Source organism: Pseudonocardia sp. ICBG1293 (assembly GCF_020131355.1).
GTDB lineage: Bacteria > Actinomycetota > Actinomycetes > Mycobacteriales > Pseudonocardiaceae > Pseudonocardia.
In genome coordinates, this window is sequence record NZ_JAHLEL010000054.1 from 294,817 (window position 1) to 317,853 (window position 23,037).

Annotated in this window: 19 protein-coding genes; 12 read left to right on the top strand and 7 right to left on the bottom strand. The window is 74.3% G+C overall.

All coding sequences use genetic code 11. The annotated features are described in order from the left end of the window. Nucleotides 1-82 precede the first annotated feature (82 nt). Complete coding sequence (locus KPF47_RS32175) at nt 83-1,183, top strand: gamma-glutamylcyclotransferase (protein ID WP_224392518.1); 1,101 nt, start codon at nt 83-85, stop codon at nt 1,181-1,183. Nucleotides 1,184-1,240: 57 nt separating this feature from the next. Here KPF47_RS32175 and KPF47_RS32180 read toward each other — a convergent pair whose 3' ends face one another. Continuing rightward, on the bottom strand, nt 1,241-2,566 hold the full coding sequence (locus KPF47_RS32180) for an MFS transporter (protein WP_224392519.1): 1,326 nt from the start codon (nt 2,564-2,566) through the stop codon (nt 1,241-1,243). Nucleotides 2,567-2,792: 226 nt separating this feature from the next. Here KPF47_RS32180 and KPF47_RS32185 point away from each other — a divergent pair, with 226 nt between their 5' ends. Both KPF47_RS32185 and KPF47_RS32190 read left to right on the top strand, forming a co-directional pair. After that, complete coding sequence (locus KPF47_RS32185) at nt 2,793-3,704, top strand: ABC transporter ATP-binding protein (RefSeq protein ID WP_224392520.1); 912 nt, start codon at nt 2,793-2,795, stop codon at nt 3,702-3,704. An 8-nt stretch (nt 3,705-3,712) separates the two neighbouring features. Continuing rightward, entirely contained in the window at nt 3,713-4,873 is a 1,161-nt protein-coding gene (locus KPF47_RS32190; RefSeq protein ID WP_224392521.1) for an ABC transporter permease, read from the top strand. Here the strand turns inward: KPF47_RS32190 and KPF47_RS32195 are convergent. From KPF47_RS32195 to pdxH, 4 genes are all read right to left on the bottom strand, one after another. Then, on the bottom strand, nt 4,854-6,245 hold the full coding sequence (locus KPF47_RS32195) for a deoxyribodipyrimidine photo-lyase (protein WP_224392522.1): 1,392 nt from the start codon (nt 6,243-6,245) through the stop codon (nt 4,854-4,856). The two genes, KPF47_RS32190 and KPF47_RS32195, sit on opposite strands and share 20 nt — an antisense overlap. Before the next feature lie 236 nt (nt 6,246-6,481). Continuing rightward, a complete protein-coding gene (locus KPF47_RS32200; protein WP_224392523.1) occupies nt 6,482-7,792 on the bottom strand; it encodes a citrate synthase in 1,311 nt (436 codons plus the stop codon). 89 nt (nt 7,793-7,881) lie between these two features. Then, on the bottom strand, nt 7,882-9,279 hold the full coding sequence (locus KPF47_RS32205) for an MFS transporter (RefSeq protein ID WP_224392524.1): 1,398 nt from the start codon (nt 9,277-9,279) through the stop codon (nt 7,882-7,884). Nucleotides 9,280-9,328: 49 nt separating this feature from the next. Next, entirely contained in the window at nt 9,329-9,982 is a 654-nt protein-coding gene (gene pdxH, locus KPF47_RS32210) for a pyridoxamine 5'-phosphate oxidase (protein ID WP_224392525.1), read from the bottom strand. A 201-nt stretch (nt 9,983-10,183) separates the two neighbouring features. Between pdxH and KPF47_RS32215 the strand changes: the two genes are divergently transcribed. Continuing rightward, nucleotides 10,184-11,323, top strand: coding sequence for a citrate synthase 2 (locus tag KPF47_RS32215; protein WP_224392526.1), 1,140 nt, complete (start codon nt 10,184-10,186; stop codon nt 11,321-11,323). A 103-nt stretch (nt 11,324-11,426) separates the two neighbouring features. Here KPF47_RS32215 and KPF47_RS32220 read toward each other — a convergent pair whose 3' ends face one another. After that, complete coding sequence (locus KPF47_RS32220) at nt 11,427-12,713, bottom strand: MFS transporter (protein WP_224392527.1); 1,287 nt, start codon at nt 12,711-12,713, stop codon at nt 11,427-11,429. A gap of 70 nt (nt 12,714-12,783) precedes the next feature. On the opposite strand from KPF47_RS32220, the gene KPF47_RS32225 reads away from it, so the two are divergent. The 3 genes from KPF47_RS32225 (at nt 12,784) to sepH (ending at nt 16,966) form a co-directional block, all read left to right on the top strand. Beyond that, entirely contained in the window at nt 12,784-13,743 is a 960-nt protein-coding gene (locus tag KPF47_RS32225) for a GlxA family transcriptional regulator (RefSeq protein ID WP_224392528.1), read from the top strand. Nucleotides 13,744-13,796: 53 nt separating this feature from the next. After that, complete coding sequence (serC, locus tag KPF47_RS32230) at nt 13,797-14,930, top strand: phosphoserine transaminase (RefSeq protein ID WP_224392529.1); 1,134 nt, start codon at nt 13,797-13,799, stop codon at nt 14,928-14,930. A gap of 314 nt (nt 14,931-15,244) precedes the next feature. Next, nucleotides 15,245-16,966 (top strand): septation protein SepH, encoded by a 1,722-nt coding sequence (gene sepH / locus KPF47_RS39360; RefSeq protein ID WP_255661148.1) that lies wholly within the window; start codon nt 15,245-15,247, stop codon nt 16,964-16,966. 54 nt (nt 16,967-17,020) lie between these two features. Here sepH and KPF47_RS32240 read toward each other — a convergent pair whose 3' ends face one another. Next, nucleotides 17,021-17,830 carry an RNA methyltransferase gene (locus tag KPF47_RS32240; protein WP_224392619.1) on the bottom strand — a complete coding sequence of 270 codons (810 nt, stop codon included), beginning with the start codon at nt 17,828-17,830 and terminating at the stop codon, nt 17,021-17,023. 168 nt (nt 17,831-17,998) lie between these two features. Between KPF47_RS32240 and KPF47_RS32245 the strand changes: the two genes are divergently transcribed. The 5 genes from KPF47_RS32245 (at nt 17,999) to KPF47_RS32265 (ending at nt 23,035) form a co-directional block, all read left to right on the top strand. After that, nucleotides 17,999-19,486, top strand: a complete 1,488-nt coding sequence (locus KPF47_RS32245) for a glutamate--cysteine ligase (RefSeq protein ID WP_224392530.1) — start codon at nt 17,999-18,001, stop codon at nt 19,484-19,486. Between the two features lie 162 nt (nt 19,487-19,648). Then, entirely contained in the window at nt 19,649-20,809 is a 1,161-nt protein-coding gene (locus KPF47_RS32250) for a hypothetical protein (RefSeq protein WP_224392531.1), read from the top strand. After that, entirely contained in the window at nt 20,806-21,321 is a 516-nt protein-coding gene (locus KPF47_RS32255; protein ID WP_224392532.1) for a hypothetical protein, read from the top strand. The genes KPF47_RS32250 and KPF47_RS32255 overlap by 4 nt, the downstream gene beginning before the upstream one ends. Before the next feature lie 3 nt (nt 21,322-21,324). Further along, nucleotides 21,325-22,464 carry a hypothetical protein gene (locus KPF47_RS32260; RefSeq protein WP_224392533.1) on the top strand — a complete coding sequence of 380 codons (1,140 nt, stop codon included), beginning with the start codon at nt 21,325-21,327 and terminating at the stop codon, nt 22,462-22,464. Between the two features lie 4 nt (nt 22,465-22,468). After that, the gene (locus KPF47_RS32265; RefSeq protein WP_224392534.1) at nt 22,469-23,035 is read left to right on the top strand and encodes a hypothetical protein; all 567 of its coding nucleotides are present in this window, start codon (nt 22,469-22,471) and stop codon (nt 23,033-23,035) included. The last annotated feature ends 2 nt before the right edge of the window (nt 23,036-23,037 follow it).

Sequence of the window (23,037 nt, forward strand, 5' to 3'; positions counted from 1 at the left end):
CCCCCTGGCGACGGCACTGCTGCGACGCCGATCCCCGGGCGCGCGCCGCCGGCCCCGGGTCGTTGATCTACGGTGCGTGCCCATGACGGGAACGGACATCACCGCACCGTGGCCGGACACCGCGTTCCCCGCGGACCCCTACCCGGGCGCCCGGCCGTCGTGCTCGTTCCTGCACACCGACGGCCGCACCCACCCGCTGACCGCCGACCCGTCGGCGCCGTCGGGATGGCGCGTCGACGGCCGCTGCCTCGACGACGTGCTCGCCGCACCGGGCGCCCCGCGCCTGGCCGGGCGGGTGCCGCTGCTGGCCTACGGCTCCAACGCCTGCCCGTCGAAGATCTCCTGGATGCGCGGGGCCCGCGGGCTGACCGGGCCGGTCGTCGTGCTGCGGGTGCGCACCGAGGGCCTGGCCGCGGTGTGGGCGGCCGGCCGCCGGGTCGTCGACGACCAGCGTCCGGCCACCCTCGCCGCGCTCGACGGAGCGGTCGAGGAGCACGCCGTGTGGCTGGTCGCGCCGGAGCAGTTCGCCGCGCTCGACGCCGTCGAGGGCCGCGACGCCGACCCTCCCCGCTACCGGCTCGCCCGCGTCGCGACCGGGACCGTCTCCCTGCGCAACGGCACCGGGGTGCTGGACCGGCCGTGGGCCTACCTCGCCCCGGGCACCCCGACCGGGGACGCCCGCACCGACCGGCGTCCGCTGCTCGTCGACGGCGCCCCGGTGCGGTGCGCCGAGGTCGGCCAGGCCGGGGCGACCACCCTGCTCGGTGAGCCCGGGCCGGACGGCCTCGACGCCGACACCGACGACGGCGTGCCGGTCCCGGAACAGTGGCCCGCCCGGGTGTTCGTCTACGGCTCGCTGATGCCCGGACAGCGGGCGTTCGGGATGCTGCGCGCACACGCGTCGGGGGTGCTGCCGCAGCCGGTGGTGCTGCCCGGCGGCGGGATCGCCGACACCGGGCACGACTACCCGGCGCTCACCCTGGACAGCGGTGACGGTGTGCCCGGCTGGGTCGTGGAGCTGGCCGACCCGGTGTCCGCGCTGGCGGAACTCGACGCCTACGAGGGGCCGGAGTACACCCGGGTGCGGGTGGTCGTCGAGGACGGGGCCGTCTGCTGGGCGTGGGTGTGGACGGCGGCGCGGGACGGGCACGTGCCGCTGGCGCGGGGGTGGGCTGGCCGCTGAACGCGGGCCGGGCCCGTCCCCCGGAGGGGACGGGCCCGGTCGGTCCGTGCGAGGCGGTCAGGACCCGGTCTTCGCGGCCTGCCGGGCGCGGTGCTCGGCGAGCCCCGGGATCTCCCGGCCGGAGATCGACGCGCCCTTCGTCTCGATCACGAAGTAGAGCGCGATCATGCCGACCACGCACGCGCCCATCATGTAGTAGGCCGGGAACAGGACGTCGCCGGTGCCCTCGATGGCCGCCTCGTTGATCAGCGGTGCCGTACCGCCGAACGCCGCCGTCGCCACGTTGTAGGAGATCGCCATGCCGGCGAACCGGACGTGGGTCGGGAACATCGCCGGGAACGTTGCGGAGATCGTCCCGAGCTGGAGCAGGTAGATCAGGCCGAGCACGGTGAAGCCGAGGATCGCCAGCGGCAGGCTCTGCGCCATCAGCATGTACATCGGGATCGCCAGCACGAAGATGCCGACCAACGAGATCCACCAACAGGGTTTGCGCCCGATCCGGTCCGACAGCGCACCGGCGAACGGGATCAGCAGCATCATCACGACCTGGCCGACGACGGCGACGGTGTCGGCGCTCGCCGAGTCCATCGACAGCGTCGTCTGCAGGTAGGTCGGCATGTAGGTCAGCAGCGTGTAGTTGATGACGTTCAGCGCGATGACCAGGCCGAACAGCGCGAGGATCGGCTGCCAGTAGCGGACGAGAAGGTCCTTGAGCGCGCCGGTCGCGGCGGACTCCGACTCGCCGGCGGCCTCCAGGTCGCGGAACACCGGGGTGTCCTCGAGCTTGGTCCGGATGTAGAGGCCGATCATCGCCAGCGGCAGGGCGATCATGAACGGGATGCGCCAGCCGTAGTCGAGCATGGCCTGCTCGCCGATCGCGGTCTCCAGGCCGAAGACGACCAGCACCGCGAGCGTGAAGCCGGCCAGGGTGCCGAACTCCAGGAAGCTGCCCCAGAACCCGCGCTTCTTGTCCGGGGCGTACTCCGCCATGAACGTCGCGGCGCCGCCGTACTCACCGCCGGTGGAGAAGCCCTGGATGATCCGCAGCAGGAACAGCAGCGCCGGGGCTGCCCAGCCGATCGTCTCGTAGGACGGGATGACGCCGATCAGGAACGTCGCGACGCCCATCAGGATGATCGTCATCGACAGGACCTTCTGCCTGCCGATGCGGTCCCCGAGCGGCCCCCAGACGAAGCCGCCGAGCGGCCGCAGGACGAAGGAGATCGCGAAGCCGAGCAGCGTTCCCAGGTAGCCCAGTTCGCCCGGGAAGAACGCGTTCGTCAGTTCGACGGTCAGGTAGGCGTAGATGCCGTAGTCGAACCATTCGGTGGCGTTCCCGATCGCCGACGCCGCGACCGCCCTCCGCAGGACGGAGGGCTCCACTTCGTTCTCGCCGCTCTGTTGACCAGCACTCGCCGGAACCGATGACATTCGAGGACCCCCACTCACGCAATGCGTAAACCGCTACCGGAAGCGCATTTCGTTACACGATCGACATATCCCAGCACCATTGCGGTGTGCGGAGCCTACAGAGCGGAAAGGGGGGCTGCCACCCACCCACGGTGATCGATACCGGTGTGCGACGCCCGTCCCGTGTAGCGTCGCCCGGGTGCTGGCGATCGACGGCCTCGCCAAGCGGTTCGGCCCCGCCACCGCGCTGGACGGGGTGAGTTTCACGGTCGCCCCGGGTGAGGTGTTCGGCTTCGTCGGCGGCAACGGGGCGGGCAAGACCACGACGATGCGGATCGTGCTCGGCGGCCTCGACGCCGACGCCGGTGAGGTCACCTGGAAGGGCGCCCCGCTCGGCCCGGCGGAACGCCGCCGGATCGGCTACCTGCCCGAGGAACGCGGTCTGTACCCGCGGATGCGGGTCGCCGAGCAGCTCGTCTACCTGGCCCGGCTGCACGGTCTCCGCCGCTCCACCGCGCTCGCCGCGGCCGCGACCTGGACCGACCGGGTCGGGCTCGCCGACCGTCGTGGCGACGAGGTGCAGAAGCTCTCGCTGGGCATCCAGCAGCGGGTGCAGCTGTGCGCCGCGCTCGTGCACGACCCCGACCTGCTGGTACTCGACGAGCCGTTCTCCGGGCTGGACCCGGCGGCCGTCGACACGTTGGGAGCGGTGCTGCGCGAGCGGGCCGCCGCCGGGGTGCCGGTGGTGTTCTCCTCGCACCAGCTGGAGCTGGTGGAACGGCTCTGCGACCGGGTCGGGATCATCTCCGCGGGCCGGATGGTGGCGGTCGGCACCGTCGACGGGCTGCGGGCCGGCGCCACGGACCGCTACGACGTGACCGGCCCGCCCCCGGGCTGGGCCGACGACCTCCCCGGGGTGCGGGTCCTCGGCGTCGACGGCACCCGGACCCGCCTCGAGCTGGCGCCGGGCACCGACGACCAGACCCTGCTCGCGGCCGCGCTCGCCGCCGGTCCGGTGCACGCCTTCGGCCCGTACCGGCCGCCGCTGACCGAGCTGTACCGCGACGTCGTGCGCGACCGCACCACCCCGGGCCGGGGGCAGACCGTATGAGGACGGTGGTGCTCGTCGCCCGCCGGGAGATCACCACGCAGCTGCGGTCGCGGACGTTCGTCGTCGGGATCCTGCTGATGCTGCTGGTCTTCGGCGGGTACGGCGCGGTGATCGTGTTCGCCGGGTCGCAGAGCTCCTCGGCATCGCTGGTGCTGGACGGGCCGGCCCGCGAGCTGCGCGGCGAGCTGCAGGGCACGGCCGACCGGCTGGGCACCGCGCTGGCGCTCACCGAGGCCGGGAACCGGTCGACCGCGGAGTCGATGGTCCGCTCCGGCGAGGCCGACGCGATGCTGACCGGCGCACCGGGGACCTACCAGCTCGTCGGCCTCGACGACGTCGCCCCGGGGCTGCGGTCGATGGTCACCGACGTCGTCGAACAGCAGGCGGTGCGGGAGTCGCTGCTCGCCGTGGGTGCCGATCCGGACCGGGTCAGCACGCTGTCCGGGGTGGGGGTGCGCACCCTCGAACCGGTCGACACCGAGCTGGGCCAGCGGATCGGTACCGCGTTCGTCGTGACGTTCCTGCTGTTCTTCTCGGTCACCGCCTACGGTGCGGCCGTCGCACAGGGGGTGGTCGACGAGAAGGCCGGGCGGGTGGTCGAGCTGCTGCTCGCGACCATCCCGGCGCGGGCGCTGCTCGCCGGGAAGGTGCTCGGGCTCGGCCTGGTCGGCCTGCTGCAGCTCCTGATCCTGGGCGGCGTGGGCGCGGCGGTCGCGGTGGGTACCGGCGTGCTGGCCGTCCCGGCACTGCTGCTGCCGACGCTGGTGTCGGCACTGGTCTGGTACCTGGTCGGTTTCTTCCTGTTCGCGACGCTGTACGCGGCGGCGGGCGCGCTGGTGTCCCGCCAGGAGGAGCTGCAGTCGGTCACCGCCCCGATCGCGGTCGTGCTGCTCGTCCCGTTCGTACTCACCGTCGCCGTCCTGCCGGTGGACCCGCGCAACCCGGTGACCACGGTCCTGTCGTTCGTGCCGTACCTGTCGCAGACGCTCATGCCGGCCCGCACCGCGCTGGGCGTCGCCGCCTGGTGGGAGCCGGTCGTCGCGTTCGCACTGGCGCTGCTCGCCCTGGCCGGGATGGTGGTGCTCGCGGCGCGCGTCTACCGCAACTCGGTGCTGCGCACCGGGGCGCGGGTCCGCTGGCGGGACGCGCTCAGGAGCGGGCGGCCTTGACCCGGTCGTAGCGGGCCAGCGCGTCCTGCCGCTCGGCCTTGTGGTCGACCATCGGCTCCGGGTACCCCTCCGGGATGCCGTCGCGCAGCTTCCAGGGCTGGTGGACCGCCTTGCCCTCGACCTCGGCGAGCTCGGGCACCCAGCGGCGCACGTAGTCCCCGTCGGGGTCGAAGCGCTCGCCCTGGGTGATCGGGTTGAAGACCCGGAAGTACGGCGACGCGTCCGTCCCCGACCCGGCCGTCCACTGCCACCCGTGCTGGTTGGAGGCCAGGTCGCCGTCCACGAGCAGGGACATGAAGTGCCGCGCGCCCCGCCACCACGGGATGTGCAGGTCCTTGACCAGGAACGACGCGACGATCATCCGCACCCGGTTGTGCATCCAGGCCTCGCCGCGCAGCTGGCGCATCCCGGCGTCGACGATCGGGAAGCCCGTCCGGCCCTCGCACCACCGCTCGAAGTCGGCGTCGGCGTCGGTCCCCGTGCGCAGCGGGAGATGGTCGAAGCCCTGGTCGTAGTTCTGCCGCGCGGAGTCCGGGCGCCGGTACAGCACGTCAGCGTAGAACTCCCGCCAGGCGATCTCGGTGCGGTAGGTCTTCACCGAGTCGCCCCTGCGCCCGGACAGGTCCGCCAGCAGCGTGCGCGGGTGGACGCAGCCGTACTTCAGGTACGGCGACATGCCCGAGGTACCGCGCTTGGCCGGCAGGTCGCGGTCGGACTCGTAGTCCTCGACGCCCTCGTCGAGGAAGTCCTTCCAGCGGGCCAGTGCCGCGGACTCCCCCGCCTCGGGCAGCTCGGCCTCGACCGCGCCGTCGTCGGGGATCGCGACGGCGCGCGGGCCGCCGTCCTTGTCCGACGGGTCCATCCAGGTGCAGGTGCTCGCGTCGGTGTCGGCCGGGGCGCGCCAGCCGTGGTCGGCCCAGGCGCGGCTGAACGGGGTGAACACCTTGAACGACCCACCACCGCCCTTCTCGACCCGCCCCGGTGCGACGGCGTACGGCGAGCCGCTGCGGACGAGCTCCACGCCGTCGTCGGACAGCGCCTTCTCGACCTGCTCGTCGCGCTCACGCCCGTAGGGCCCGAAGTCCGCGGCGACGTGCACGGTCTGCGCGCCGACCGCCGTCGCGATCCGCGGGACCACGTCGGCCGGGTCCCCCTTCACCACGAGCAGCTTCCCGCCGAGGGCCTCGTCGAGCTCGCGCAGGCAGCCGTAGAGGAAGTTCGCCCGCGCGGCGCCGGAGGGCTTGAGCAGTGCCGGGTCCAGGACGAACAGCGCGAGCGCACGGTCGGCGGCGTCGGCCGCGGCGAGGAACGTGGGCTGATCGGCCACCCGGAGGTCACGACGGAACCAGACGACGGCGGTGCTGGACGGCATGTCGACCGACGCTAGCGGCGCCGCCGTCGCCCCGCCCGCCGAACCACGGCCCCGTCCGTTCCCCTCCCGCCCGCCGGGACACCCCCCTCCGTGACTCCCCCACGCCCTCCCTGACGCACGAGCGGGCCGTTCGTACGAAAGGTTCGTACGAACGGCCCGCTCGTGCACAGGTGGGGTGGTGCGGGACGGTGCGGTGGGTCAGGTGCCGGGTGGTGCCGGCGAGGCCGACCTGCCGGTCAGCGCTGGCCGACCGGGACGTAGAGGCGCTCTGCGGAACCGGTGTAGAGCTGGCGCGGGCGCCCGATCTTGTTCTGCGGGTCGTTCATCATCTCGCGCCAGTGCGCGATCCAGCCCGGCAGCCGGCCGAGCGCGAACAGCACGGTGAACATCTTCACCGGGAAGCCCATCGCCCGGTAGATAACGCCGGTGTAGAAGTCGACGTTCGGGTAGAGCTTGCGCTCGACGAAGTAGTCGTCGGCCAGCGCCTTCTCCTCGAGCGTCATGGCGATGTCGAGCAGCGGGTCGTTGACACCGAGCTTCTTCAGGATCGTCTCGGCCTGCTCCTTGACGATCTTCGCGCGCGGGTCGTAGTTCTTGTAGACCCGGTGCCCGAAGCCCATCAGCTTCGCGCCCTGCTCCTTGTTCTTGACCCGGCTGACGAAGTCGTCGACGTTGCCGCCCTCGACGTCCTTGATGCGGGTCAGCATCTCCAGCACCGCCTGGTTGGCGCCGCCGTGCAGCGGACCGAACAGCGCGTTGACGCCGGCGGAGATGGAGGCGAACAGGTTGGCCTGGCTGGAGCCGACCAGCCGCACGGTCGAGGTCGAGCAGTTCTGCTCGTGGTCGGCGTGCAGGATGAGCAGCGTGTCGAGCGCGCGGACCATGTCCGGGTCCAGCTCGTACGGCTCGGCGGGGAACCCGAAGGTCATCCGCAGGAAGTTCTCCACCAGACCCAGCGAGTTGTCCGGGTACAGGAACGGCTGGCCGACCGACTTCTTGTAGGCGTAGGCGGCGATCGTGAAGACCTTCGCCATGAGCCGGACGGTGGAGAGCTCGACCGCCTCCTCGTCGTGCGGGTCGAGCGAGTCCTGGTAGAAGGTCGACAGCGCGCTGACCGCCGACGAGAGCACCGGCATCGGGTGCGCGTCCCGCGGGAAGCCCTCGAAGAACCGCTTGAGGTCCTCGTGGAGCAGGGTGTGCCGGCTGATCCGGTTGGTGAACGCGTCCAGCTGCTGCTGCGTGGGCAGCTCGCCGTAGATCAGCAGGTAGCTGACCTCGAGAAACGTGGAGTTCCCAGCCAGCTGGTCGATCGGGTATCCGCGGTAGCGGAGGATGCCGGCATCACCGTCGATGTAGGTGATCGCCGAGGAGCAGGCCGCGGTGCTGGTGAAGCCCGGGTCGAAGGTGACCAGGCCGGTCTTGCCGAGCAGCTTGCTGACGTCGACGGCCTGCGACCCCTCCGTCGGGGTGTGCACCGCGGTCTCGAACTCGCCGCCCGAATACCGGAGTACGGCGGTGTCGGACTTGGCGGCGGTCTCGTCGGACATGTGGAGGTTCCCTCTCACAGCGGGGATCAATCGGGTCTCGGGCACACGCTAGCCCGCCGGGGCGATTCCGCAGAACGCGGCGACGATTCTCACGCCTCCCCACGGGGTGCCCGGTACCGGAGGAACTCCGGGAACCGCCACACGCACAGCAGCACACCGACGATCACCGCGGCCCCGCCGAGCGTCGCGGTGCCGCCGGGCCCGATCAGCGAGGCCGCCGAGCCGTGCCACATGTCGGCCAGCCGGGGCCCGCCCGCGACGACGACGACGATGAACACGCCCTGCATCCGGCCGCGCATCTCGTCGGTGGCGACGGTCTGCAGCATCGAGGACCGGCACACCGAGCTCACCAGGTCCCCGGCACCGGCGACGGCCAGCGCCAGCACCGCGAGGAACAGCGACCCGGTCAGGCCGAACACCAGGACCCCGCCGCCCCAGACGCAGACCGCGACCACGACCGCGACGCCCTGGCGCCGCACCTTCTGCAGCCAGCCCGACAGCACCCCGCCCGCGACCATGCCGATCGGGATCGCGGCGTACAGCAGGCCCTGCTGGACGCCGCCGTCGGCCGTCCCGCCGAAGGTGTCCACCGCCATCTGCGGGAACAGCACGCGGGGCATGCCCAGTCCCATCGCGATCACGTCGACCAGGAACGAGACGAGCAGGATCCGCTGCGTGCCGACGTAGCGGAAGCCGTCGACGACCGAGCGCAGCCCCACCTTCGGGCGCCCGCCGTCCACCCGCTGTGCGGAACTCGGCAGCGCGGGCAGCCGCCAGGTCGCCCACAGCGTCGCCAGCAGGAAGATCGCGTCGATCAGGTAGAGCGTGGACAGCCCGATGAACGGGATCAGCACCCCGGCCAGCAGCGGTCCGAGCACCGCACCGACCTGCACGACCGTCATGTTCAAGGCGTTCGCCGCGGGCAGCTGCTCGGCCGGCAGCAGCCTCGGGATGACCGCGCTGCGGGTGGGCTGGTTCATCGCGAGCATCGCCGACTGGAAGGCGAACAGCACCAGTACGACCCACACGTTCCCGGCGCCGCTAGCCGAGACCACCCACAGCGCCAGCGAGCTCAGCGCGATGCCCGATCCGGTGAACAGCAGCAGCACCCTGCGGTCCACCGCGTCGGCGACGGCGCCGCCCCACAGCCCGAACACGACCAGCGGGACGAGGCCGAACAGGCCGGTCAGGCCCACGTAGGCCGAGGACCCGGTCAGCTGGAAGATCTGGATCGGCACGGCGACGACCGACAGCTGGGCGCCGATCACCGTGACGATCCCGGCCACCCACAGCCGCCGGTACGCGGGCGTGCGCAGGGGGGTGGTGTCGGCGAAGGCCGACCGCAGCGGACCGGTGATCCGCGACACGCGGGTGCGGGCGGTCGGGGCGCCGTCGGCGGCGGAGGGGACCGGGCGGGTCGGGCTGTCCCGTTCCGCACCCGGCACGGGCTGCGTCGGCCCCTCACCGGGATCGTTGCGCGTGCTCACGACGTCAAGGTGTACACGGGCCCCCCGACGACCCGCCTCCGGGATGTCCCTAGGGGGCGAGCCGGCGCACGGACCAGGAGTCGTCGCGGCCGACCTCGAAGCGCAGCCGGTCGTGCATCCGGTCCGCCCGGCCCTGCCAGAACTCGACCTGCCAGGGCACGATCCGCCAACCGCCCCAGTGCGGCGGGCGGGGGATCTCCTCGACGCCCTCGAAGCGGCGGGTCACCCCGGCGAGCGCCTGGTCGAGGACGGTGCGCCCGGCGACGATCGTCGACTGCGCCGACGCCCACGCGCCCAGCTGCGAGCCACGCGGGCGGAGCGCCCAGTAGGCGTCGGACTGGGCCTCGGAGCAGCGCTCGACCCGGCCGGCGAGGTGCACCTGACGCTGCAGGTCGTACCAGGGGAAGGTCACCGAGGCGACGCGCGTGCGGTTCAGGTCGTGGCTCTTGGCCGAGGTGTAGTTGGTGTAGAAGACGATCCCGCCGGTGTCGAGGCCCTTGCACAGGACGGTGCGCGCCGACGGCAGCCCGTCCGGGTCCGACGTCGCGAGCACCATCGCGTTCGGCTCGGTCAGCTCCGCCTCGCGGGCCTGCTCCAGCCACGCGGCCAGCTGTTCGTGCCAGGTCGGAGCGAGGTCGTCGACGTCGAGCGGGCGGCTCGAGTAGTCCGTCCGCATCCTCTCGAGCGCGGGCGCGTCGGTCATCGGTTCCCCTTCCGAGCAGGTGCGTGCGTCCCGCACCGTAGGCGCGCCGGAGCGGTGTGCGCACCCGCCGTTCGGAGTGGTCGCGGCCGATGTCCGTACCGGGGTGTCCGGTTCGTGATCGACACCACCGCCGGGTCGCGTTGCCCCGTCCCGCCCGCGGGGAGCAGGGTGACGGCGACGATCCGAGCCGAAGGAGACCCGGTGACCGAGACGATCGGGCACGAGGTGCCCCCGCCCCCGCCCGGCTTCACCTCCGGTCTGGAGGGCCACGTCGCCTTCCGGACCGAGATCGCCGAGCCGGACAAGGACGGCGGGTCGCTGCGCTACCGCGGCGTGGACCTGGAGGACCTGGCCGGCACCGTGACCTTCGGCGACGTCTGGGCGCTGCTGGTCGACGGCCGGTTCGGGCAGAGCCTGCCGCCGGCGGAGCCGTTCCCGATCCCGGTGCACACCGGTGACGTCCGGGTCGACGTGCAGGCGGCGCTGGCGATGCTGGCCCCGTACTGGGGCTACCGCCCCCTGCTCGACATCGACGACGCCGAGGCCCGCGACGACCTGGCGCGCGCCTCGGTGATGGCGCTGTCCTACGTCGCCCAGTCCGCGCGGGGCATCGGTGTGCCCGCGGTCCCGCAGAAGCGTATCGACGAGTGCTCGACGATCACCGAGCGCTTCATGACCCGCTGGCGCGGCGAGCCCGACCCGCGCCACGTCGCCGCCGTCGACGCCTACTGGGTGTCCGCCGCCGAGCACGGCATGAACGCCTCCACCTTCACCGCCCGGGTGATCGCCTCCACCGGCGCCGACGCGGCCGCGTCGCTGTCCGGCGCGATCGGGGCCATGTCCGGTCCGCTGCACGGTGGCGCCCCGGCCCGGGTGCTCCCGATGATCGAGGAGGTCGAGCGCACCGGTGACCCCGAGGCGCTGGTGAAGGGCCTGCTGGACCGCAAGGAGAAGCTCATGGGCTTCGGGCACCGGGTCTACCGGGCCGAGGACCCGCGGGCCCGCGTGCTGCGCCGCACCTGCCGGGAGCTGAACGCCCCGCGGTACGAGGTGGCCGCCGAGCTGGAGCGCACGGCGCTGGCCGTCCTGCGCGAGCGGCGCCCGGACCGGCCGATCGAGACCAACGTCGAGTTCTGGGCGGCGGTGATCCTCGACTTCGCCGAGGTCCCGCCGCACATGATGCCCGCGATGTTCACCTCGGCCCGGACCGCGGGCTGGTCGGCCCACGTGCTGGAGCAGAAGCGCGAGGGCAAGCTGGTGCGGCCGAGCGCGCAGTACATCGGCCCGGGCCCGCGCACGCCGCGCGACGTCGAGGGCTGGGAGTCGGTCGCCGCCCGCTGACCCCCACCGGTGTGTCCACGGGGGACCGTCTCCCGGCCGGAGCGCCACGAGGGATCCCCGTACCGCACCGGGCGCGGGACGGGGCGGCCCCGCGCCGACGGTGTCAGCCCGCGGGCAGAGGCGCGGGGACCCGGGTCCGCCGGATCGCCACCGACAGCCCGGCCGCGACGACACAGAGGACGGCGCCGCCGTACCAGGCCAGGTCGTAGCTGCCGAGCGCGTCCCGGACCAGCCCGGCGACGAGTGCCGCGAACGCCGCCCCGAGCTGGTGCGAGGCGAAGATCCAGCCGAACACCACCGCCGAGCGGGCACCGAACGCCTCGCGGGCCAGTGCCATCGTCGGTGGGACGGTGGCGACCCAGTCCAGGCCGTAGAACACGACGAACGCGAGCATGCTGGCGTTCAGGTCGGTCCCGAACAACGGCGGCAGCAGGAACAACGACACCCCGCGCAGCGCGTAGTAGGCGCCCAGCAGCAGCCGGGGGTCGACCCGGTCGGTCAGCCAGCCGGAGCAGATCGTCCCGAGCAGGTCGAAGATCCCGACCAGGGCGAGCAGGGAGGCCGCCGTCGTCGCGGGCATGCCGTGGTCGTGCGCGGCCGGCACGAAGTGGGACTGGACGAGCCCGGCCGTCGTCGCGCCGCAGATGAAGAACCCACCGACGAGCAGCCAGAACGTGCCGGTGCGTGCGGCGTCGGTCAGTGCCCGCACGGCGAGCCGGGCGGCGCCGGTGCGCTGCGGCGCGACGACGTCGGCCTCGGTGCCGCCGTAGGGCAGCACCCCGGCGTCGGCGGGGTGGTCCTTCAGGAACACCCACACGACCGGCACCACGACCAGCGCCGCGCCCGCGGTGATCAGTGCCGCGGGGCGCCACCCACCGGACTCGACGACGGCCGCGACGAGCGGCAGGAAGACCAGCTGCCCGGTCGCGGTGGCAGCGGTCAGGACCCCGGACACGAGGCCGCGGCGGGCCACGAACCAGCGGTTCACCACGGTCGCGACCAGCGCCATCGCCATCGACCCGGTACCCAGCCCGACGACGACACCCCACAGCAGCACGAGCTGCCAGACCGTCGTCATGAACACGGTCGCGCCCGCGCCGAGCGCCACCATGACCAGTGCCGTCGCGACCACGCGGCGCACGCCGAAGCGCTCCATCAGCGCCGCCGCGAACGGGGCGGTGACCCCGAACAGGGCGAGGTTGACCGCGAGCGCGAACGAGATCGACCCGATCCCCCACCCGAACTCGGCGTGCAGCGGTTCCACCAGCACGCCCGGTGTCGAGCGGAACCCGGCCGCGCCGAGCAGGGCGAGGAACGTCGCCCCCGCCGCCCACCAGGCCGGGTGCACCCGGCGCGCTCGTGTGTCCGCCGTCGTGGGCGCTGTCGTCATGGGGCCATCGTGCGGGGGCGCTGCGACGCGCAACAGTGGCCGTACGGACGACATGTGCAAGAATTCGGCCATGCACCGGGTCGGGGTACTCGCCGTCGACGGGGTGATCGCCTTCGAGCTGGGCATCCCCGAACGGATCCTCGGCACCACGACCACGGCGGACGGCACCCCGCTCTACGACGTGCGGGTCGCCACCGTCGACGGCGGCCCGGTCCGCACCAGCGCCGGGTACCGGGTGCTGCCCGAGCACGGGATCGACGTGCTGGAACACGCGGACACCCTGGTCGTGCCGGCCGTGCGCGGCCCGAACACCGACGACCCGGGCGAGGTCGTCATCGGCCTGGTGCGCCGGGCCGTGGACCGCGGGACGCGGGTCGTCGCGATCTGCACCGGGGCGTTCACCCTAGCCGCCGCGGGGGTGCTCGACGGCCGCCGCGCCACCACCCACTGGGCACACGTGGACGCCTTCCGCGCGCTGTACCCGCGGGTCGAGCTGGACCCCGACGTGCTGTTCGTCGACGACGGCGACGTCCTCACTTCGGCGGGCGTGGCCGCGGGCATCGACCTGTGCCTGCACCTGGTCCGGCGCGACCACGGCGCCGCGGTGGCCACCGCGACGGCGCGGCGCAACGTCGTCGCGCCGTGGCGCGAGGGCGGGCAGGCCCAGTTCGTCGCCTCGCACGTCCCCGACCCCGGCGGTCCGGACACCCACGCCGTCCGGCAGTGGGCACTGCACCGGCTCGACCGGCCGCTCGCGGTCGAGGAGCTGGCGACGCAGGCGTCGATGAGCGTGCGGACCTTCACCCGTCGTTTCCGTGCCGAGACCGGCACCAGCCCCGCCCGCTGGCTGGCCGCGCGGCGCCTGGAGCTGGTGCGACGCCTGCTGGAGACCACCGACCTGCCCGTCGAGCAGGTCGCGGCGCGCGCCGGGTTCGGCACCACCGCGGCACTGCGGCAGCGGTTGCACGCCGAGATCGGGATGGCGCCGCTGGCGTACCGGCGGGCGCACCGGGCCCCCGCCACGGGGTGATCCGCGCGGCACTCGGCGCACGTCGCCGCGGGTGCTGCTGCGACACTGGGACGGTGTCCTCTCCTGCCGATCTGACGATCCCCGGCGATCTCCTGCCGCAGGACGGCCGCTTCGGATGCGGTCCGTCCAAGGTGCGCCCCGAGCAGCTGTCCGCCCTCGCCGCGACCGGCGACTCCCTGATGGGCACCTCGCACCGTCAGAAGCCGGTGAAGGAGCTGGTCGGACGGGTGCGCTCGGGCCTGGCCGAGCTGTTCTCGCTGCCCGACGGCTACCAGGTCGTCCTCGGCAACGGCGGCTCCACCGCCTTCTGGGACGCGGCCGCGTTCGGCCTGGTCCGCGAGCGCTCCCTGCACCTGACCTACGGCGAGTTCTCGCAGAAGTTCGCCGACACCACCACCGGCGCGCCGTTCCTGGCCGACCCGGTGGTCGTGAAGGCCGACGCCGGCAGCGCGCCGGAGCCGGTGAGCGACCCGTCGGTCGACGTGATCGCGTGGGCGCACAACGAGACCTCGACCGGTGTCTCGGTGCCCGTCGTGCGCCCGTCGGGCACCACCGGGGACCAGCTCGTCCTGATCGACGCGACCTCCGGCGCCGGCGGGCTGCCGGTCGACATCACCCAGTCCGACGTCTACTACTTCGCCCCGCAGAAGGGCTTCGCCTCCGACGGCGGCCTGTTCCTCGCGATCATGAGCCCGGCGGCGCTGGAGCGGGTCGCCGAGCTGGCCGCGTCGGACCGCTGGATCCCGCCGTTCCTCTCGCTGGCGACCGCCGTCGACAACTCCGGCAAGGACCAGACGTACAACACGCCGTCGCTGGCGACGCTGTTCCTGCTCGAGGACCAGGTCCGCTGGATGAACGCGCTCGGCGGGCTCGAGGGCTGCGTCGCACGCACCCGCGACTCCTCCGAGCGGCTCTACTCCTGGGCGGAGAAGAGCAGCGTCGCGACGCCGTTCGTCACCGACCCGGCGCACCGCAGCCAGGTGGTCGGCACCATCGACTTCGACGACGCGGTCGACTCCGCGGCGGTGGCGACGGCGCTGCGGGCGAACGGGATCGTGGACACCGAGCCCTACCGCAAGCTGGGCCGCAACCAGCTGCGGATCGGGATGTTCCCGGCCGTGGAGCCCTCGGACGTCTCGGCGTTGACGGCCTGCATCGACTGGGTCGTGGAGCGCCTGGGCTCCTGACCCCCGCCACCCGACCACGACGGCCGTCCCCACCCGGGGACGGCCGTCGTCGTGTGCAGGGGGTTGCCTCGCCACGCGCTGTCGTTGCGTGATCGATAGCAACTCGTTGTAGTCACACGAGTACCACTGGCCCCAATTACCTCCTGAATCACAATCTGTGCGACGCTGCGCACGGTGAGTGAGAACGGCGCGGTCGTCCCCCGGGCGAGTAGGTGTGGCCGACCAGGAGGAACTCGCCCGGCGCGCCTCACCCGGCGCGGACGCACCGCCATCTACCGTCACCCGGACGGGGACGACAGCAGGAGGTCAGGTCGATGCGCGCGTTGCGGGTCGTGGGGGTGACCGGGGACGGCTCGGTCGTCCTCGAGGACCCGGGGCGTCGCGAGCGCTACACGGTGCCGGCCGACGAGCAGCTGCGGGCCGCGGCACGGGGTGACGTGACCCGGCTCGGCCAGATCGCGATCGAGTTGGAGAGCCAGTTGCGCCCACGGGAGATCCAGGCCCGCATCCGGGGCGGCGCGTCGGTCGACGAGGTCGCCGCCGCGGCCGGCGTCCCGACCCAGAAGATCGAGCGCTTCGCCTATCCCGTCCTGCTCGAGCGGTCCCGCACCGCCGAGCTGGCCCAGAGCGCACACCCGCAGCGGGCCGACGGCCCCGACTCGCGCACGCTCGGTGAGACCGTCGCGCACACCTTCGGCCTGCGCGGCCAGGACTACGGCGGAGCGGGCTGGGACTCCTGGAAGGGCGAGGACGGCAAGTGGGTCGTCGTCCTGACCTGGCAGACCGGCCGCTCGGACAACGCCGCGCACTGGGCGTTCCAGCCGGGCGCGCACGGCGGCACCGTGGTCGCCCTCGACGAGCACGCCTCCGACCTGGTCGAGGGCCTGCCGGCCCGTCCGCTGCGCCCGCTCGGCGCGGTGGTCGACATGGCCCGCGACGACGAGCAGACCACCCCGCCGCCGACGAGCGCGGCACCCGCCCGCGCCGTCGCGGCCGCCGGTGGTCAGCAGCCCGAGGCCTGGGCCGGGCGCGGTATCGCACCCGAGCAGCGCCGGGCGAGCCCGCCGCCGCCCCGGACCCGCGTCGACACCGGCCGCACCGTGAGCACCCGCCCGGACGACACCCGGGCCGCGGCCGCGGCGCCGGCGACCCCGAGGCCCGTGGAGCAGGTCGACGACGCCGACGACACCGCGCGCACCGACGACACCGCAGGTGCCGCGGGCACCGCGCGCACCGACACCGCGCCGACCGGCGACCCGACCTCGCCCGTCCCGGCCGCCGCGTCCTCCGCGAGTGCTCCCGCCGCGGCGACGGCCCCCGCGGCCGGCACGGGCGACGCCGTTGCGGGCGGCACCTCGTCGACGGGCACCCCGTCGGCGGGTGGCCCCTCGGCCGGCACCCCGTCGGACGACGTCCCCGCCGACGACGCCGGCGCCGCCGCTACCGGGACGACCCCGGCCGTCGCGGCGACGGCAGGAGACTCGTCCGTCCCCACGGGCGGGGACGCGGCCGGCGCGGGCCCGGCCGTCCCGGCCCCGACGGCTCCGGCCGCGAGCACCCCGGTCCCGGCCGCCACCGACCCCGGATCGGGCGACGCCACGACGACCCCGGCAGGCGCGTCCGCGCCCACCGCGTCGCGGACCGACGCCCCGTCCCCCGCCCCGGAGGCGGCACCGGCCACCCGGGACACCACCACCGCGACCCCGGCCACCGGCGGCCCGACCGCGGAGACCGCAGCCACCCGGACCCCGGCCACCGGGGCCCCGACGCCGGGGACCCCGACCACCGCGGACGGCGCCGCCCCGGCGGTGTCCTCGGAGAACGGGGCACCCGACGACCGGACCGGTGCCGGCGAGGCGACGGCCACGCCGTCGTCGACCCGTTCGGAGCAGGAGACCGATCCCGCTCCGGCCCAGGACACCGAGGGCACGGCCCCGCGCCGTCCGTCCACCGCCGGCTCGCGGCGGACGAAGAAGGGCAAGCCGGTCATGCCGTCGTGGGACGAGGTACTGCTCGGCGTCCGCGGCCAGCGCTGAGGCGCCCGTCCGGCACCCTGCCCGGACCGGCACCGGCCGCGCCCCCGCGGGTGATCAGCCCCCGCCGGTGACGGCGTGGAAGGCGACCGCGGCGGCCGTGGCGACGTTGAGCGAGTCCACGCCGCTCGCCATCGGGATCCGGACCCGGCGGTCGGCGGCGGCCAGTGCCTCGTCGGTGAGGCCGGGGCCCTCCGCGCCCAGCAGGAGGGCGACCCTGCGGCCACCGAGCCCCGCGGAGGCCAGCGGTTCGGCGTCGGCGGAGGGGGTGAGGGCGGCGACCGTGAAGCCCGCCCCCCGCACCGCGTCCAGCGAGGCGGGCCACGCGCCGTCGAGCGTGGTGAACGGGACCCGCAGCACGTGCCCCATCGAGACCCGGACGCTGCGCCGGTAGAGCGGGTCCGAGCAGCCGGGGCCGAGCAGGATCGCGTCGACGCCGAGCGCGGCGGCGTTGCGGAACAGCGATCCCAGGTTCTCGTGGTCCCCCACCCCCTCGCAGACCGCCACCGTGCGGGCGCGGGCCAGGACGTCGTCGAGCGACGGCGCGGGCGCCCGGTCGGCGACGGCGAGCACCCCCCGGTTCAGGTGGAACCCGACCGCGCGGGCCATGGTGTCGGCGTCGGTCGCGTAGGCGGGCACGTCGATGCCGGCCAGGTCGTCGGCGAGCTCCTCGATGCGCCGCGGCACCCCCAGCAGGGAGCGCACCGGATACGGAGAGTCGAGCAGGCGACGCACCACGACGACACCCTCCGCGATCACGAGTCCGCACCCACCGGGCCGATCGGGGCGTCGATCGGCCGTCGTGAGGTCCCGGAAGTCGTCGATGCGGGGGTCGTCGGGGTGCTCGACCGTGGTGAGTATGGCCACGACGCCCGATCGTCCCACGTCACTGACCGTTCGCCGCGCCTGGTCGCCCGGTCAGCCGGTACCGCCCGGTCCGGCGATATGACACGGTGTAGTGCCGCCCCCCTCCCGCACGGTCCTCCGCCGAGCGGGTGAGGAGGCGCTCCCCGTTCGATGGAGGTCGGTTCGCGCATGGGTCAGGTGGTCGACCGGACGACGTTCAGCCGGCGCGACCGCCAGCGGTACCGGATCAAGGTGCAGCGCTGTCTGGACACTCTCGGTGACCTGCTCGGCAGCTACCCGTTCTCCGACACGGAGCCGATGACCGGCGTGGAGATCGAGTTCAACCTGGTCGATTCGCAGCTGGCGCCGTCGCTCAACGGGAACGACGTACTGGACACGATCAACTCCGGCGAGTGGCAGACCGAGCTCGGGCGCTGGAACCTCGAGCTGAACCTCCCGCCGCGCCCGCTGCCCGGCGACCAGTGGCGTCAGCTGGAGCACGGGCTGCTGGACCTGCTCGCGGGCGCCGGGGCGAAGGCCGGGGACCTGCGCACCCAGCTCGTCATGATCGGGATCCTGCCGACGCTCGACCCGGGGCACATGACCGCCGAGGCGATCTCCCCCGAGGACCGCTACCAGGCACTCAACGACCAGATGCTCAACGCGCGCGGTGAGCCGATCCGGATCGACATCGCAGGCTGCTCGCCCGAGGAACGCGTCAGCGCCGACTTCGACACGATCATCCCCGAGGCCGCCTGCACGTCGATGCAGCTGCACCTGCAGGTGTCGCCGGCCAACTTCGGCAAGTACTGGAACGCGGCGCAGTGCCTGGCCGGTGTGCAGCTGGGGCTGGGGTCGAACTCGCCGTTCCTGCTCGGGTCGCAGCTGTGGTCGGAGACCCGGATCCCGCTGTTCGAGCAGTCCTGCGACGTACGGACCCCCGAGTTCCACAACCAGGGGGTACGGCCGCGGGTCTGGTTCGGCGAGCGCTGGATCGACTCGGTGCTCGACCTGTTCTCGGAGAACGCCCGCTACTTCCCGGCGCTGATGCCGCTGACGTCCGACGTCGACCCGGCGACGCAGATGCGCGACAAGGGCTTCCCGGACCTGCCCGAGCTGACCCTGCACAACGGCACCATCTGGCGGTGGAACCGGCCGATCTACGACAGTACCGGCGACATCCCGCACGTCCGGCTCGAGAACCGGGTGCTCCCCGCGGGGCCGACGACCGTCGACATGGTCGCCAACGCGCTGTTCTTCTACGGCCTGCTGCGCACCCTGGTCGAGGCCGACCAGCAGCTCTGGCGCTCGGTGTCGTTCGAGGCGGCACGGGAGAACTTCCAGACCGCGGCCAAGCACGGCATGCACGCCCCCCTGTACTGGCCCGGCACCGGCTGGGTGCTCCCCGACGAGCTCGCGCTGCGCAAGCTGCTCCCGCTGGCCCACGAGGGCCTGGCCCGCTGGGGTGTCTCCGGCGCGGTCTGCGACCGCTACCTGACGGTGCTGGAGCGGCGCTGCGTCACCCGGCAGACCGGGTCGTCGTGGCAGATCGACACCGTCGCCGCGCTGGAGGCACGGGGCGCGGACCGGATGAGCGCGCTGCGCGGGATGCTCGAGCGCTACCTGGCGCACTCGACGGCCAACGAGCCCGTCCACACCTGGGAGGTCCCGGGCTGACCGGCTTCGCCATCGCGAAGCATTCTCCCCGACCGGGCCCGCTCACCCCCCGCACGTTCCTACCGTCCCCCTCCGCACACCCGCCCCGGGTGCGCGTACGGGACGGAGGGACATGTCCGCACAGCACCACCCCGACCGGCGTCGATGACCCGGGCGGCGACGATGTCCCCGTTCCGTCTGTTCGGACGCACCCGCGACGACCTCCTCCCCCACGACGACCCCGATCCCTGGCTCGACGACCCGGCACCCGCCCCGGTCCCGCGTCCCGCCACCGCCCGCCCACGGGAGGACACCCCGGCGGCCCCGGCAGGCGGTCCGCGCGGGACCACCGCGGGGGGAGGTCCCGCGACCGCCGCGGCACGGCCCGCGGTCTGGACCCCGCGGCGCCCGCCGCAGGAGCCGGACGCCGAGCCGGAGCCGGTGACCGACCCGTTCGGCTTCCCGCCGGGGCCCCCGGCCGGGCCGGCCCCCACCGACCCCGCCGCCGTCTCCGACGACGTCGCCGCGGCCTGGGCGGCGTGGGCACCCGCGGCGACGACAGGGACCGGTGATCGGGGAGACGTCGACGCCGGCTCCCCGCCGTCCGCCCGGGCCGCCACTGCGACCGCACCGGCGTCGGCCGGTCCGGCATCGGCGGGCACGGCCACGCCCGGCCCGGACGGCCCGGCACCGGGAGCCCCGGCACCGACGGGCACCGACGCGGGCCCGGTCACCACGCCCGCCGCCCCGCCGTCCGCACCGCCGTCCGCACCGCCGTCCGCACCGCCGCGCCCGGGTCCTCACCACCCCGGACCGTGGCCCGCCACCGACCCGTCCGCGGGGACCGCTCCGCCGTCGCGCATCGATCCCGCCGAGGCGTCCGCGCTGGCCGGGGCCTTCGCCGCGGACCTGCTGTCCTGGGACGAGGACGACGTCGCCCGTCGCGGCCGTGTCCTCGCCACCCACCTGCCCGCCTCCGCTGCCGACGGGCTGCTCGGCTGGACCGGGACCGGACGCCAGCGCGCCGACCTCGTGCTGCCGGGCCGCGTCCGCGTCGAGGGCGACCGCGCCGTCGTCGACGTCCGGGTGCGGGTCGTGCCCTACCGCCGCGTCGACGCCCGTGGGACGGCCGCGCCCGAGCCCGAGCCCGACGACCCCATCGGCGCGCCCGCGGGCGCCCCGGCCCCGGCCGCGCGCGGATGGCGAGGGCTCGCCGCACGCTGGGTCCGGCTCGAGGTGGGCCTGGTGCTCGCCGGCGAGGAGCTGGTCGTCGACGCGGGCCCCGCGGCCGCACCGGCGCCGCGGCCGTCGCCGGTCGACCTCGCCCGGGGTGGTGTGCGGTGAGCGGGCGCAGGCCGGTGGTCGGGGGCCTGGCCGGCGGGGTCGGGACGACCACCGTCGCCCGGGCCCTGCACGGTCGCGACCTGGGGCGGGTGTGCGGGCCGGACCTGCTGCCCGACGTCGTCGTCACCCGCGACACCACCGCCGGGCTGGCCGCCGCCGCCCACGTCGCTCCGGCGCCGGGTACCGCCGCGCCGGTCCTGGTGCTGCACCCGGGCACCGCCGACCCGGACGGCATCGACGCCGACGCCGTGGGCACCGGCTGGGCGGCCGTCGTCGCGCTGCCCGCGGTGCCGGGCTGGGCCCGCTCGGCGGATCCCTGGTCGGACGCGGCCGGGGTCCTCGGCCGGCCGGGGTCCTCGACCGCGATCCGCCGCTACGCCGACGCGATCGGCCGGGTCGTCGCCGCGCTGACGGCGTCCGGGCGGCTGGACCGACCGCTCGCCCCGGCCGGCGTCGGCGGGCTGCGCCCGATGCGGGGCGTACTGCCCGTTCCGACCGGGACGGTCCGGTGAGCCGTGCGTGTACTGCTGATCGTCCCGGTCGTCGTCGCGCTCCTGCTGGGGACGGCGGGACGGGCCCCGGCCGCCCCCGCCGCGGAACCGGTCACCTCGGGCGTCGACGCCGCCCGGGTGCCGGAGGCGGCGCGGCCACACCTCGACCTGGTCACCGAGCTGACGTCGCAGGGCTGTCCGGAGCTGCCGCCGGTGTGGGTGGTCGCCCAGGTGCAGGCGGAGTCGGGCTGGGACCCGGAGCTGCGCACCGGCACCGCGGTCGGTCTGCTGCAGGTCTCGGAACGGACCTGGGTCGCGGCCGGCGGCGCACCGTGGCCGGACGCGGCGTCGACCGACCCGGAGGGGCATCTGCGCGTGGTCGTGCCGTGGCTCTGCTCGACCCTGCGCGCGGCCGCCGGGTACCTGGCGACGACCCCGAAGGACGTACCGGTGCTCGACGCGATGCTCGTCTGCCACATCGCGGGCTGCAGCCGGGTCACCGGCTCGGCATCGGGGGTACCGACGGCCGGCGAGGCGGACTGCTCGCAGGCGTGCGCGTCGGCGGTCCGGCGCTACCTGGATGCGGTGCACGGCTTCGTCGCCGACTACTCCGGCACGACGCCCGTCGACGACCGCGAGTCGTCCCCGCCACCGCCGCAGAAGGCGGCCCCGGCGAAGGCGACCCCGGCGAGGGACCCCGCCGCGGCGCCCGCGCCCGCCTGGACCGGCGGCTCGACGGGATGCCACGAGCCCGACCCGGTGCGCTCCGACGGCTGTCTCACCGGCGCGGCCCGGCACGGCCTCGACGCCGTCGACGCGGTGTTCGGACCGACGATCGACACCGTCGGCTGCTGGGACGAGCACCGGCAGAACCCGCGGTCGGACCATCCGAAGGGGAAGGCCTGCGACGTGTTCACCGGCGCGGCCGGAGCGTTCGCGAAGGGCACCGACCTCGACGAGGGCTGGGCGATCGCGCACTGGCTGGAACGCAACGCCGCTCCGCTCAAGGTCCGTTACCTCATCTGGCAGGGCCGCTACTGGGACCCGTCGGTGCGTGCCGACGGCTCCGGCTGGGGCCGCCGCTACACCGGTGGCGGGGTCTACGACACCTCCGACGCGACCGGCGGCCACTACGACCATGTCCACATCAGCTTCGCGGAGTGACCCCGTGCGACGTTCCCTGCCGCTGTTCGTGCTCGCCGCGGTCCTCACCGTGCCCCTGGCCCTGCTGGTTCCGGCGCTGCTGCCCGGACCGCCGTCCCAGGCCGTGCTGACCTCGGCCGACCGGGACGCCCTCGGCGATCCCGGTCCCCTCCGCGGGCCGGAGCCGGCCGTACCGGCCACGCGGCCCTCGTCGCCGGGGGCCGTGACGCGCGCCTATCTCGTCGCGGCCCACCACGCCGGGGCCGACGCGACCGGGGGCACCACCCTCGATGCGACCCCGTACGCGCTGCCGGGCAGTCCCGCCGCGGCCGGTGCGCCCGTCCTCGACCCGCCACCGCCCGGCGCGCAGCGGACCGTCGAGGTCGAGCGCCTCGACGAGGGCGCCACCGACTGGTCGCGCGGGCGCACGGCGCTCGTCGCGACCGTCCGCACGACGACGGCCGGCCCCGCAACCCCGGCCGAGCTCCGCCGCTGGCGTACCCGGGTGGTCCTGCAGCTCGACGAGGCGGGCCACTGGCTGGTCACCGCCGACACCCCGATCACCACCGACACCCCCGACGTGGACGACTGACA

Bases quoted from the DNA above. Each gene is read 5' to 3' on its own strand.
- KPF47_RS32175 (WP_224392518.1), top strand. From the start codon at position 83: ATGACGGGAACGGACATCACCGCACCGTGGCCGGACACCGCGTTCCCC.
- KPF47_RS32195 (WP_224392522.1), bottom strand. From the start codon at position 6,245: ATGCCGTCCAGCACCGCCGTCGTCTGGTTCCGTCGTGACCTCCGGGTG.
- KPF47_RS32200 (WP_224392523.1), bottom strand. From the start codon at position 7,792: ATGTCCGACGAGACCGCCGCCAAGTCCGACACCGCCGTACTCCGGTAT.
- pdxH (WP_224392525.1), bottom strand. From the start codon at position 9,982: ATGACCGACGCGCCCGCGCTCGAGAGGATGCGGACGGACTACTCGAGC.
- KPF47_RS32220 (WP_224392527.1), bottom strand. From the start codon at position 12,713: ATGACGACAGCGCCCACGACGGCGGACACACGAGCGCGCCGGGTGCAC.
- KPF47_RS32225 (WP_224392528.1), top strand. From the start codon at position 12,784: ATGCACCGGGTCGGGGTACTCGCCGTCGACGGGGTGATCGCCTTCGAG.
- sepH (WP_255661148.1), top strand. From the start codon at position 15,245: ATGCGCGCGTTGCGGGTCGTGGGGGTGACCGGGGACGGCTCGGTCGTC.
- KPF47_RS32245 (WP_224392530.1), top strand. From the start codon at position 17,999: ATGGGTCAGGTGGTCGACCGGACGACGTTCAGCCGGCGCGACCGCCAG.
- KPF47_RS32250 (WP_224392531.1), top strand. From the start codon at position 19,649: ATGTCCCCGTTCCGTCTGTTCGGACGCACCCGCGACGACCTCCTCCCC.